At 69.7% G+C, this 13,074-nt stretch carries 10 protein-coding genes; 7 read left to right on the top strand and 3 right to left on the bottom strand.

All coding sequences use genetic code 11. From position 1 onward, the window contains the following. Nucleotides 1-82 precede the first annotated feature (82 nt). Nucleotides 83-838 (bottom strand): TVP38/TMEM64 family protein, encoded by a 756-nt coding sequence (locus RF646_RS04500; RefSeq protein ID WP_368835325.1) that lies wholly within the window; start codon nucleotides 836-838, stop codon nucleotides 83-85. A gap of 178 nt (nucleotides 839-1,016) precedes the next feature. Between RF646_RS04500 and RF646_RS04495 the strand changes: the two genes are divergently transcribed. From RF646_RS04495 to RF646_RS04475, 5 genes are all read left to right on the top strand, one after another. Next, nucleotides 1,017-3,248 (top strand): MMPL family transporter, encoded by a 2,232-nt coding sequence (locus tag RF646_RS04495; protein ID WP_368835324.1) that lies wholly within the window; start codon nucleotides 1,017-1,019, stop codon nucleotides 3,246-3,248. Nucleotides 3,249-3,358: 110 nt separating this feature from the next. After that, a complete protein-coding gene (serB, locus tag RF646_RS04490) occupies nucleotides 3,359-4,288 on the top strand; it encodes a phosphoserine phosphatase SerB (protein WP_368835323.1) in 930 nt (309 codons plus the stop codon). Between the two features lie 66 nt (nucleotides 4,289-4,354). After that, on the top strand, nucleotides 4,355-5,137 hold the full coding sequence (locus RF646_RS04485; RefSeq protein WP_368835322.1) for an ABC transporter ATP-binding protein: 783 nt from the start codon (nucleotides 4,355-4,357) through the stop codon (nucleotides 5,135-5,137). Nucleotides 5,138-5,146: 9 nt separating this feature from the next. Beyond that, nucleotides 5,147-6,052, top strand: a complete 906-nt coding sequence (locus tag RF646_RS04480) for a sulfite exporter TauE/SafE family protein (RefSeq protein WP_270257335.1) — start codon at nucleotides 5,147-5,149, stop codon at nucleotides 6,050-6,052. A 92-nt stretch (nucleotides 6,053-6,144) separates the two neighbouring features. Continuing rightward, nucleotides 6,145-6,975 (top strand): TrmH family RNA methyltransferase, encoded by an 831-nt coding sequence (locus RF646_RS04475; RefSeq protein WP_368835321.1) that lies wholly within the window; start codon nucleotides 6,145-6,147, stop codon nucleotides 6,973-6,975. A gap of 353 nt (nucleotides 6,976-7,328) precedes the next feature. On the opposite strand, the gene RF646_RS04470 is transcribed toward RF646_RS04475, so the two are convergent. Next, entirely contained in the window at nucleotides 7,329-9,266 is a 1,938-nt protein-coding gene (locus RF646_RS04470; protein ID WP_368835320.1) for a S8 family serine peptidase, read from the bottom strand. A 259-nt stretch (nucleotides 9,267-9,525) separates the two neighbouring features. Then, nucleotides 9,526-9,786, bottom strand: coding sequence for a type B 50S ribosomal protein L31 (locus tag RF646_RS04465; protein ID WP_035962003.1), 261 nt, complete (start codon nucleotides 9,784-9,786; stop codon nucleotides 9,526-9,528). 150 nt (nucleotides 9,787-9,936) lie between these two features. Between RF646_RS04465 and RF646_RS04460 the strand changes: the two genes are divergently transcribed. Both RF646_RS04460 and RF646_RS04455 read left to right on the top strand, forming a co-directional pair. Beyond that, on the top strand, nucleotides 9,937-11,967 hold the full coding sequence (locus RF646_RS04460; RefSeq protein WP_368835319.1) for a hypothetical protein: 2,031 nt from the start codon (nucleotides 9,937-9,939) through the stop codon (nucleotides 11,965-11,967). Beyond that, nucleotides 11,968-13,032, top strand: a complete 1,065-nt coding sequence (locus tag RF646_RS04455; RefSeq protein ID WP_145004617.1) for a lipoate--protein ligase family protein — start codon at nucleotides 11,968-11,970, stop codon at nucleotides 13,030-13,032. Nucleotides 13,033-13,074 lie beyond the last annotated feature (42 nt).

Genomic DNA, 13,074 nt, shown 5'->3' with positions numbered 1-13,074 from the left:
GCCGTGGAGCCTGCCGTATCGGGGCACAGATGTATGTGGGCCGGGGCGGACCCGGTCAGGCGTCGGCGGTGCCCTCCGCCGGCTAGTGCCCTCTGCGGTTCTGCGCGGCCACCGAGCGCCAGCGGCGAAACGCGATGATCGTTGTCACGACACTCACCAGGCACGCCACACCGAACACGATCAGGTGTGCCCACGTGGGATCCGTGGCCAGCGCCCCCAGCCCCACGAGGGCCACCTGTCCGGGGATCACGGTCAGGGCACTCGCGGAGAGGAACACGCTCTGGGAGATTCCCAACGCGCCGCATCCGTAATTGACCGGCCAATAGGGGATCCCGGGGGCCAATCGCAGCGTGGCCACAGCCTCGAAGCCCGCCCCGGCGAGGTAGTTCTCCACGGTGTCCGCGTGCTTGCCCATGATCTTGCGGGTCGTCTGCTTCCCGAGTCCCCGCGCGAGCCAATAGCCACCCCAGCCGCCGATCAGCGCGGCCACGACGGAGAACACGCTGCCCAGGGTCGCACCGAAGAGCACGCCGGCCGTGACCGCCATGATCGTCACGGGGATCGGGGTCATTGCCACGATCGCGTAGATGAGGATGAACACGAGCCAGCCGGCCCAGCCGTAGCCGTCAATCGTGGCCTCGAGTTCGGCCTGGCTCGGCAGGTGCACGGTGAACGCGAGCCACACCATGAGCACGAGCACCAGGATCAGTGCGGCGTTACGGGCCCACGTGACCCAGCTGCTCATCGAGTCGCCGTCGTCCGGGCCGGAGGATGCGCTCGACGCCTCCCCGGTCGAGGAGTCGTCCGGGGAGGGTTCGGGCTGGAAACGGGTGGCCACGGGCACCCACTGTACGACCAGCATCCACGGGCGGGCGTTTGTGGCCCCCGATGACCGCGAAGGTGACGGGTGTAACCCCTACGATGGGAGCAGCTGCCCGCAGCGCAGCGTCGTCGGAGTCGGCCCCGCGGGGGCACGACCGGTGACCACCCCCGCGCCGAGACCCCACAGGTGAGACATGCCCAGTAGCCCCACCCGCCCCGTCCCCGAGCACGCGGAGGACACCAAGAACGCCGAACCGGACGCGGGCGGAAAGCGGCCGGGGTGGGTGCGCAGGCTGATCCCCGTGGTGCTCGTGCTTGCGTGGCTGGGGGTCATGGGCGTGGGCGGACCCACGTTCGGCAAGCTCTCGGACGTGGTGTCCAACTCGCAGACGGACTTCCTGCCCGTGGACTCGCAGGCCACACAGGTCCAGGACCGGCTCGGGGAGTTCCAGGACTCGGACGGTGTGCCGGCCATCGTGGTCATGGAGTCCGAGAACGAGATCACGCCGCGGCAACTACGCGCGATCGGGACGAACGCGCAGGCCCTGGGTGAGATCCAGGACGTCCTGGAGGTCTCCCCGCCCATCCCGAGCGAGGACGGCAAGGCCGTGGAGATCATCGCCCTGGTGAGCTCGGAGGCGGACACCGGCACCGTGGTCGAACACCTGCGCGAGCGACTGGCCGAGGACACCCCCGAGGGACTGTCGGTGGCCGTGACCGGTCCGGCGGGACTCGTGGCGGACCTCTCGGCGGCGTTCGCGGGTATCGACGGGCTGCTGCTGATCGTGGCCCTCGTGGCGGTGCTCGTGATCCTGGTGATCGTCTACCGCTCGCCGCTGTTGCCGTTCCTAGTGTTGCTCACGAGCGTGGGCGCGCTGTGCGGGGCGATCATCACCGTCTACTTCCTGGCCCAGCAGGGCTGGATCGATCTCAGCGGGCAGACGCAGGGGATCATGTCGATCGTGGTGATCGGTGCGGCCACCGACTACGGGCTGCTCTACACCGCGCGGTTCCGCGAGGCCCTGCACCACACGCCGTCGCGCTGGACCGCGACCCGTATGGCCTGGAAGGGCACCGTGCCCGCCGTGCTGGCGTCCGGGACCACGGTCATCGCGGGTCTGTTGTGCCTGCTGTTCTCCGCCCTGACCTCCAACCGCGGCGTGGGCCCGGCCACCGCCATGGGCGTGGTCTTCGCGATCCTCGCCGGTCTCACGCTGCTGCCGGCGCTGCTCGCCCTGTTCGGTCGGGTGGCCCTGTGGCCCCAGATGCCGCGCGTGGAGGAGAACCCCGAGACCCACGAGCAGGCCATGAACCCCTACGACCACAAGGGGCTGTGGCCCTCCGTGGCGCGCCTCGTGGACCGGAGGTCGCGCGCGGTATGGCTCGTGTGCGCCGTCGTGCTGGGCGCCGCCGCCGTGGGCGCGAGCCAGCTCGACGCGGACGGCGTCCCGCAGTCCGAATTCGTGCTGGGGGAGTCCGAGGCCCGCGATGGTCTGGCGGTCATCGAGCGTCACTTCCCGGGCGGCGCGGGGGATCCCGTGTACGTCCTGGCCCCGCAGGAGGACGCCCAGGCGGTTGCCGAGCGGTTGTCCCAGGACGACGACGTCGCGTCCGTCGCGTTCACCGCCCAGGACTGCCCGAACGGGACCCTGCCATATCCCACGCCGCAGGGCGGACCCCTGGCGAACGCGGAACCCACCGTGAGCAACGGGGACGTGCTGATCCAGGCGACCCTCACCTACGCGTCCGACTCCGAGGAGGCCCAGGCCACGGTCACCCGCTTACGCGACGATCTCGCCGGGATCACCCCCGACGCGAAGATCGGCGGGACCACCGCCGTGCAGGTGGACACGATCGCCGCGTCCGAACGTGACCGCGCGCTGATCATCCCCATCATCCTGGCGGTGATCCTGCTCATCCTCATGGTGTTGCTGCGCAGCATCCTGATGCCCGTGCTGTTGATCGCCACCACCGTGCTGTCCTTCTTCTCCGCGCTCGGCGTGGCCACCCTGGTGTTCCACCTCATGGGCATCAACCAGGCAGACCCCACCGTGCCACTGTTCAGCTTCGTGTTCCTCGTGGCGCTGGGGATCGACTACAACATCTTCCTCATGAGCCGCGTGCGCGAGGAAGTCGTCACCGCGGGCCACCGCAAGGGCGTGCTGGCCGGACTCATCACCACCGGCGGGGTCATCACCTCCGCGGGCATCGTGCTGGCCGCGACGTTCGCCGCGCTGGCCGTGCTGCCCATCCTGTTCCTGGTGCAGCTGGCCATCATCGTGACGATCGGCGTGCTCATGGACACGATCATCGTGCGCTCGCTGCTGGTGCCCGCCCTGGCCCTGGACATCGGCCCCCGCTCGTGGTGGCCCTCGCGCGTGGGCACCCCCGGGAAGCACCGCGCCCTGCCGACGACGCCGCGCTGAGCCTTCCTAACGCCGCACGGCTTACGTGCCCGCGGCCCGGGAACGGGCCGAGCGGCGTCGTGCCGGTGCCTTCTTTGTGCGCGCTTCCGCGGGGCCGATAAACTGCGACCATGTCCCAGAACTGTGCTGTCGTCGCCCTGGCCGTGTCCCCGGAGGACGGTGCCACCGAAGCCGTCCTCGACGCCGTGGAACGTGCCGGTGCCGTGGTCGAGACGCACAACTGGGTGCGGGTCACGGGGACCGCGTCGGACGGGCAGGCTGCGGACGTGGAGGGCTACAACGCCCTGACCGTGCGCGTGCAGACCGAGGACCCGCAACAGTTGCGCCGCGCCTTGCAACCGGACCCGCAGCGGCAGTTGCTGCCTGGGATCGACCTCAACGTGGTGCCGCACACCTGGTTCGACCAATCCCGCAAGAAGCTCGTGGTGCTGGACGTGGATTCCACGCTCATCCGCCAGGAGGTCATCGAACTGCTCGCCGCCCACGTGGGCCGCGAGGCGGAGGTCGCCGCGGTCACGGAACGCGCGATGCGCGGTGAGATCGACTTCGCGGCGTCCCTGCGCGAGCGCGTGGCCGTCCTGGAGGGACTGCCCGCCTCGGCGATCAACGACGTCGCTGCCGCCGTACGGCTCTCACCCGGAGCCAAGGTGCTCGTGCAGACCCTGCTGCGCGAGGGACACGCGGTGGCCGCGGTCTCGGGCGGCTTCAGCCAGGTGCTGGACCCGCTCGCGGCGCACCTGGAACTCACCCGCGCGGCCGCCAACGAGCTCGAGATCCAGGACGGTGTGCTCACGGGACGCGTGGCCGGGCGCATCGTGGACCGCGCCATGAAGGCGGAGGTCATGGGGCAATGGGCCCAGGAATTGGGCGTGGCACCGGAGGACGTCATGGCCGTGGGGGACGGCGCCAACGACATCGACATGGCCCGCGCAGCCGGGCTGTCCGTGGCGTACCGGGCCAAGCCCGCGCTGCGGGAGGTCGCGGACACCCAAGTGAGCATCCCCAACCTGGACGCCCTGCGCTTCTTCCTGGATCTGTGACCGAGCCGGGCTGCCACGGAGCGCCGGACCGCGAACCGGCGCGCGCGGGGCACTAGAGTTGCCGTCATGAGTTCAGTGCTTGATCTGGTGGACGTCACGGTGGTCCGCGGCGAGAAGACCCTGTTGGACGGCGTGAACTGGACCGTGCGGGACGGGGAACGGTGGGTCATCCTGGGCCCCAACGGCGCGGGTAAGTCCACGCTGTTGTCGATCGCCGCCGCCCGGTTGCACCCCACGCGCGGCATGGTGGACATCCTCGACGAGATCCTCGGCGCGGTGGACGTCTTCGAGCTGCGCCCGCGGATCGGTGTGAGCTCCGCACCCCTGGCCGGTCAGATCCCGCATGCGGAGACCGTGGCCAATGTGGTGCTCACCGCGGCCTACGGCGTCACGGGGCGCTGGCGTGAGGAGTACGACGACGCCGACATCCAGCGCAGTGAGGAACTGCTCGAGGCCTGGGGCTTGGGGGCCCTGCGCGAGCGCACGTACGGCACCTTGTCCGAGGGCGAGCGCAAGCGTGTTCTGATCGCCCGCGCCCTGATGACCGACCCCGAACTGTTGTTGCTCGACGAACCCGCCGCCGGTCTGGATGTGGGCGGGCGCGAGAAGCTCGTGCAGCGCCTCGATGAACTCGCCCGGGACGAGGCCGCCCCGGCCACGGTCATGGTGACCCACCACCTCGAGGAGGTCCCGGACGGGTTCACCCACGCGCTGTTGCTGCGTGAGGGTGCCATCGTGGCAGCCGGTCCGGTGGCGCAGGTGATGACGCAGAAGAATCTCTCCCACACCTTCGACATGCCCCTCAAGCTCGTGCGCGTGTCCGATCGTTACGCGGCGTTCGCCCGCTGATCCGCCTCCATGCTGACACTGTCCTCCGCCATGGTCCCCACGGAGTTCTTCGGTTCCGGCGGGACCGTGGGCTTCGAGTGGTGGCAGGTGCTGCTGATCCTCGTGGCCGGGTTATGGGCCGGGACGATCAACACCATCGTGGGGTCCGGCACGCTCGTGACGTTCCCGGTGCTCGTGACCATGGGGGTTCCCCCGGTCACGGCGTCCATGTCCAACGCCATGGGGCTGATCGCCGGTAACCTCACCGGCGCGTGGAGCTACCGCAGTGAACTGCGTGGGCTGACCCGCACGCTGGTGAAACTGCTGCCGTGCTCGATCCTGGGCGGTGTGATCGGCGCTTCCCTGCTGCTGCACCTGCCCGAGGAAGTCTTCGGTGTGGCCGCGCCCGTGCTGATCGTGGTCGCGCTGCTGTTCGTGGTGTTCCAACCCACGCTCCAGGCCAGGGTCCGCGAGCGCAAGGAACGTCAGGCCCGGGACGCCGCGGCCGGCGGCCTGGATGCCCCGCAGGCGGGGGAGACGGCCACGGACACCGAGGCCGTGGACCGGTCCAAGCAACCCTTGATGTTGTACGTGCTCGTGTTCTTCGCGGGCATCTACGGCGGGTACTTCGTGGCCGCGCAGGGCGTGTTGCTCGTGGGCATCCTGGGTGTGTTCCTGCTGGCCCCGCTGCAATCGGCGAACGCGGTCAAGAACGCCCTGGTCGCGGCGGTCAACATCGTGGCGGCGCTGTCCTACGTGCTGCTCGCATTCGACCGGATCAACTGGTGGGTCGTGGTGTTCATCGCCCTGAGCTCCACTCTGGGGTCGTGGCTGGGCGCCAAGATCGGTAAGCGGCTGTCCCCGGTGGCGCTGCGCGCCGTGATCGTGGTCCTCGGTCTCGTGGCGCTGACCAACATGGTTTCTCAGGTGTTCTGACCCTTCTTCGCCCCCTCCTGTCGTCCGACGGGTCCCGTTCTTCCGAAACCCAGTCCGTTCAAAGCCTTGATCCTCCGATTCCCAGGATGTCCGTGAGCACTCCCGCGCCCCTGTCCGAACGCATCGTCCCGCTGACCGACCCCGCGGACCCGCGCGTGGCCGACTACACGAGTCTCACGGACGTGGCCCTGCGGCGTCGGCTGGAACCCGAGCGCGGGCTCTACCTCGCGGAATCGTCCAAGGTGCTGCGGAGAGCGCTCGACGCCGGCCACCGGCCGCGCTCGTTCTTCATGGCCGAGAAGTGGGTTGAGGGGCTGCGCGACGTGCTCGAACGCCATGACGTGCCCGTGTACGTGGGCTCCGACGAGGTGCTCGAGCAGATCACCGGGTTCCACCTGCATCGCGGCGCGATCGCGGCCATGCAGCGCCCCGAGCCCCTCGAGCTCACCGAGGTCCTCGCACGGTCACGGCGCGTGGCGATTCTCGAGGACATCGTGGACCACACCAACGTGGGCGCGATCTTCCGTTCCGCCGCGGCCCTGGACGTCGACGCCGTTCTGGTCACCCCGCGCTGCGCCGACCCGCTCTACCGCCGTGCCGTGCGGGTGTCCATGGGAACCGTGTTCCAGGTCCCGTGGGTGCGCCTGGAGCACTGGACCGCGGATCTGCAGCAGGTCAAGGATGCAGGGTTCCTCACGGCGGCCCTCGCCCTGTCCGACGACGCCGTCACGGTGGACGAGCTCGCGGCCGAGCACCCGGAGAAGTTGGCGCTGATCCTCGGGACCGAGGGCCAGGGGCTGAGCGCGGCCACGCTGCATCACGCCGAGCGGCACGTGATCATCCCCATGAGCCACGGCGTGGACTCGCTCAACGTGGCCGCGGCGAGCGCGGTGGCGTTCTGGGAGACCCGCCCGCAAGGGTGACCGTCGCGATTTCGTCCGGGTGCCACCCTGGCCCATCTTGCTGCCCCGCACCGCATGCCCGCCCATGAACTTCCAGGCACCCTAAGGCCAGCCACGAGTTTCTGGGCACCCCGAGGCCATTCGCGGGGGTCTTTCGTGACCTCGGAGTGCCGAGGAGTTGCCCAGGTGTCCTCGGAGTGCCTCGGAGTTGCTGGATGGCGCGGCGGTAGCTGGGAGCTGCGCGAGGCGCAGAGGTGGCAGTGCGCCGTCGGCGGATACGGGCCGGGAATGACCGCAGGGCGGTTCCCCGGGAAGGGAACCGCCCTGCGGCGTTGTCGATGTCCCTCACGTGGGAGGGGCGACCGGGGGAGGGGTCAGCGGGTGGTCCACACGCCGCGCTGGGGGGTCCAGTGGGCGGTCACGCCGTTGGAGAAGCGCTGGAGCACCTCGCCGCCGCTGCGGTACTCGTCCGTGACGGGCCAACCCCATCCGCGTTCGAAGCCCGCGCGTTTCCACGCGCCACCGATCCCGCCGGTCTCCTTCACGGCCTGAGGGCCCGTGGCGGGGGTCCACAGCACCTTGGTGAGCGAGGACCCGTTGCGGAAGAGCTGGTAGGCGCCGCCGGGGACCCGGCGCTCGTCCGAGCTGGGGTACCCGTAACCGCGCTCGCGGCCGGCGGAGATGAACCTGGAACCGATGGCCGTGGGGTTCTCCACCACGTAGGCGCCCGTGGAGCGGCTCCAGTAAATGGTGGTCTTGCGTCCGTTCTTCACGAACTCCTGGTAGCGACCACCGTTGGCGGCGTTGGCCTCGTTCATCACGGGGTTGCCCCACTTGGCGGCGCCACCGGTGGCACGCCACTTGGAACCGATCCCACCCGCGGCGGTGTAGGACGCCTGGACGGTGGTGCGAGGCGTGACGGCGCGCACGGCGGCGGCGGGGTCCAGGTTGAGCGAACCCAGCGGGCCGCTCGCGGTGGAGGTCAGCAGCTGCTCGATCCGCGCAGGGGTGAGCCCGGGGTCCCGCTGCTTCATGAGCGCCACGGTGCCGGAGACCAGTGGGGTGGCCATCGAGGTCCCGTAGAGGTTGCCGTACGTAGGAGCACCCGGGACCGTGGTGCCGGAGTTGAACGTGGAGAGCATGGGGTTGGCGGCGGTCCCGCCCGGGGCCAGGATGTCCACGACCGCGCCGGTGTTGGAGTAGCCGGCGGTGTAGCCCGTGGTGTCCGAGGCGCCTACCACGATGGTGTTCGCGCAGTTGGCGGGAGCCGTGCCACCGGCGTTGACCGAGTTGTTGCCTGCGGCCACGACCACGGGGACCTTACGGCTGACCGCGGTGTTGATCGCGTTTTGCATCGTGGTGCCGCACTGGCCCGGGTAGTTCAGGGACAGGTTGATCACGGACGCGGGATTGCGGTTGGCCGACTGTCCGGCCACGGGAGCACCCGCGGACCACGAGATGCCGTCCGCGATGTCCGAGACCCACCCGTTGGTGCACTTGCCGAGCACGCGCACGGGGAGGATCTTGGCGCCGGGTGCCGCGCCGCTGATCCCCGCCCCGTTGTGGGTCACACCGGCGGCGAGACCGGCCACGTGGGTCCCGTGCCACGAGGAGTTGCGGGCTCCAGCGGAGCACTCGCCGGGAGCACTCCAGTCGCCCTCGTCGCGGGGGTTGGCGTCACGCAGGTCGTAGTCTCGGGAGAGGTTCGTGTCGTTGATGAAGTCCCGTCCGGGCACCACCTTGGAGTCCAGGTCCCCGTGCGGGGTGATCCCGGTGTCCAGCACGGCGATGGTCTGTCCGTTGCCGCGGGACATGTCCCACGCGGCGGGGAAGTTCACGCCGCCCTGCTGGGGGAGCAGGCTCCACTGGAACTGGGTATAGGTGTCGTTGGGCACCCAGGACACGGAGGCGAGCCGGTCCGCTTCCGCGTATTCGACGGCGGGGTTGGCCTCGATCTCGCGCACGAGGTCCTTCTGCTCGGACTCGTCCAACTCGCGGTCCAGTTTGATGACGTCCGCTCGCGTGGTGGTCTGCTTGACGTGTTCCTCGACCTCGGGGGTCTTGGTGTCACCCAGCGCCTGGTGGGCGGCGGTGTCCACGACCTTCTCCTTGGCGGCTTCCGGGGCCGCGGTGTCCCGGAACTTCACGATCACGCGATCGGATTCGGTGGGCGGATCGGAGGGCACCGTGGCGGCGGGGGCGTCCGGGCCGGCGGCCGGGTTGGTGGGCGCGGCCACGGCGGGTTGTGCGGTCAGTGCCAATGCGGCGGTGACCGCGAGAGGCAGGACCGCGCGGCGAACCAAGGCGCCCATGGAACCAGTCGACGGGGGAGTTGTGGCAGGGGGCAGGGGGGAGTGCAGGTGTGCAGAACTCATAGGTGGGGGAGACCTTTCGGTGGTCCCGGCACGAAAGAGGGGGGAGCACCGGAACCTGGGGGGATAGAGCCTCGACCATCCTAGGGGAGAGATCACATTTTGATGACGATTACATGTTTCATGTCGTCACGTGCCCGCACACGACAACGCCCGGCCCACCGAAGGGTGGACCGGGCGTCAGGGGGAGAAGTCGGACTTACTTGCCGGACTTCCCGAAGTTCGCGAACCGCTGGTTGAAGCGCTCCACACGGCCGGCGGAGTCCATGATGCGCTGCTTGCCGGTGTAGAACGGGTGCGACTCGGAGGAGATCTCCACCTCGATGATGGGGTACTCGTTGCCGTCCTCCCACGTCTCCGTCTTGGAGGAGGTGGCGGTGGAACGGGTCAGCACGACCTTGCCGGACGCGAGATCGCGGAACAGGACCGGGTGGTAATCCGGGTGAATGTCAGCCTTCATGGTGTCAACCTTCTGTAGGTGTCTGGATTTTGCCAGGCACGGCGTTGCTCGGATGCGGCGCACCCGAACGTGGGCACACCAACGCACCATGATACGCCCGCGGCGACGCACAGTCGATCCGGGCCGCGCGCATCCCGGTACGCTGGGCCCGTGAGGACCTCCCCCCGCCCTCCCGTCACCCCGGGGCGCACCGCACCGTCACCCAATCCGTCCCGTTCGTCGCAGGCCCCCGCGCGCTCCGGGTCGAGCGCATCGTCCCTCCCACACCGCACGCTCCCGGTACGACGCCGCGCGCTCGCCATTCTGAGCACCGTCCTGTTGTGCGCGACCGCCTGCGCGGGACCGCAGCCCGACCCGTCCGCGTCGTCGGCGCCCGAGCCCACCGGGCCCGTTCCCGGGGTGGCCCGTAATGCGCCGTTGCATGCCGTGGACCCGGGTCTCGTGGTGGCCGCCCGGGACATCCCCGAGACCTATCCGGGGAGTGCACCCCGCACGAACGATCCCACCGTGCGGGTGACCCTGGGCCGGACGAGTCCCGGGGACGAGGACTACCGGCACGGTTCCGTGGGGCTGTCCTTGGAGTCCACGGATCTGGCGGACCCTCGGCTGGAGGAGGACAATCACGACCTCGTCTCGATCCTGCAGTCCCTCCATGAACCGACCCTGCGCTTCGGTGGCAACTCCACGGACCGGCGCTTTTTCTTCACCTCGACCGACGAACCGATCCCCACCGACTGGCCCCTGGCCAAGGGGGAGAAGATCACGAAGGTCACCCCGACGGACCTGGAACGCGTCGCGGTCCTCGCCCGCCGTACGGGGACGTCCGTGATCCTGAGTGCCAACCTGGCCCGCTACGACCCGGACCGGGCGGCAGATCTGGCGGCGCACGCGCGTGCGGCGTTCGGGGACCGGCTCGTGGGGCTGATGATCGGTAACGAGCCCAACGGGTTTCACCGGGGCTCGGACGATCCCCTCAACGTCAAGGGACCGGAGTGGAACCGGACGGTCTACGCTCGTCAACTCACCGCCTACGCCCGCGCGGTGCACCGGAAGGTTCCGCACCTGCGCATCGTGGCACCGGGGGCCTATTCCGATCCGTGGTGGGAAGTCGCCGCCGGGGCCCCGGGCACGGCTCCCTTCGCGCTCGCACTGCACCAATACCCACTCTCCGAGTGCGGGACGCGGTGGACCCGGCAGAAGCCCACGGTGACCAACGCGGTGGCCCCGCAGACCCGCGAGCGCGTGGACGCCCTGGTCTCCCGCGCCCGCTCCGTGGCGGACGAGCACCGCGTACCGCTGTGGATCACCGAGACCTCGCTGTCCTCGTGCCCCGGCGGGAACCAGATCACGGAGACCCTGGCCGCCGCCGTCTACCAGGCCGACTACTCCGTCCGGGTCCAGGCGCTCGCCGCGGAACGGGTCACCGCGCACTCGTCCCTGGGCCCGTGCCACGGTGGCCCGCCCATGTCCCCGCTGTGCTCGGACGGCACCGTGGGCTCGCCCGGCGAACGCTTCGGGCTGCGCGCCAACGGCCTCGCGCTCGCGTTGATCGCGAGCATTCCGCAGGGCACCATGACTCCGGCGCGCACCGGGTCCGAGGACCTCACGGCGTTCGCGGTGACCCACGCGGACGGGAGCACCTCGCTCGTGCTCTCCGACTTCCGGGACCCGGCCACCGCGGGCCCCCGCACCACCACGGTCACCACGCCCGGGCCGGTGCAGCGCGTCACGCAGTCCCAGTTGCGCGGCGGCTCGTGGCGCGCCACCGCTCCGGTGGGCGACGCCGCAGACGCCCCGGGCTCACCCGACGGCACTACAGCCGGGGAGCAGGCGACGGACGACGCCGCACCGGGGGCGACGTCGTCGTACCCCGCGGACCCGCGCGTGCAGCTGAGCGTGGAGAACGCACTACGCTCCTCGGCCGACGGCGCGGTGAGCGTGGACGGCTACGGCCTGCCCATCACCCCGCCCGCCGACCGACCCGAGGTCGCTGGGGTGCGGTCGGGAGCGACGTCGTTCGCGGTCTCGCTGCCCGCCGGCACCACCACAGTGCTTACCATCGAGACGGAACACGCCACGGCCCGGCCGAGCGCCACCGCGTCGCCCTCCGGTGACGGGACCCCCACCCCGAAGGCCACACCGGGGGTGCCCCGGGCCACCACACGCAGCGGAGGTCAGTGAATGAACACGACGAGCGCACACGGGGAGTACAAGGTCCCCGGCGGGAAACTGGTGGTCGCGGACTTCGACGTCACGGACGGACACCTGGAGAACGTGTCCATCAACGGGGACTTCTTCCTGGAACCGGACGAGGCGCTCGCGGACATCAATGCGGCTCTGACCGGTCTGGCCGAGGACACGTCGCCGCAGGACATGGTCAAGCGGATCGAGGCGGCCGTGCCGCGCGACGCTGTGCTGTTCGGCTTCGACGCGCGCGCCGTGGTGATCGCGGTGCGCCGCGCGCTGGACCGGGCCACGAGCTGGTCCGATCACGCGTGGGAGGTGATCCCCGCGCAGGTGCGCCCCACCCTCGAGAACCTCGCGCTGGACGAGGTTCTCGCCAAGGAGGTGGGCGCGGGACACCGCCATCCCACGCTGCGGATCTGGGACTGGGACGAGCCCGCCGTGGTCATCGGATCGTTCCAGTCCGTGCGCAACGAGGTGGACCCGGAGGGGGCCGCGCGTCACGGGATACAGGTGGTACGCCGGGTCTCCGGGGGTGGAGCCATGTTCATGGAGGCCGGTAACTGCATCACGTACTCGCTGTACGTGCCGCAGACCCTGGTGGATGGGATGAGTTTCGCGGATTCCTACCCGTTCCTGGACGCGTGGGTCATGCAGGCCTTCGCGGATCTGGGGGTCGAGGCGTTCTATGTACCACTCAATGACATCGCCACGCCCCAGGGCAAGATCGGGGGAGCGGCGCAGAAGCGCTTCGCCAACGGCGGGATGGTGCATCACGTGACCATGAGTTACGACATCGACGCCGAGAAGATGACGGACGTGTTGCGCATCGGCAAGGAGAAGCTCTCGGACAAGGGCACCCGCTCCGCGAAGAAGCGCGTGGACCCGCTGCGACGCCAGACGGGGCTGGCCCGCCGGGACGTGATCTCGGCGCTGACCCGCACGTTCACGCAACGCTACTCGGCCGGTGTTGGTAAGGTCTCAGACAGCGAACTCGCCGCCGCCCGGGAGCTGGTGGAGCACAAATTCGGGACCGAAGGATGGATTCACCGCGTGCCGTAGGTACTATGTGCGATAGCAATCAACGGCTCCGCTGACCGACGG

Source organism: Kocuria sp. CPCC 205261 (assembly GCF_040981025.1).
Lineage (GTDB): Bacteria > Actinomycetota > Actinomycetes > Actinomycetales > Micrococcaceae > Kocuria > Kocuria marina.
Note: the sequence above shows the minus strand (reverse complement) of the source record. Positions and strands in the feature narration are given on the sequence as shown.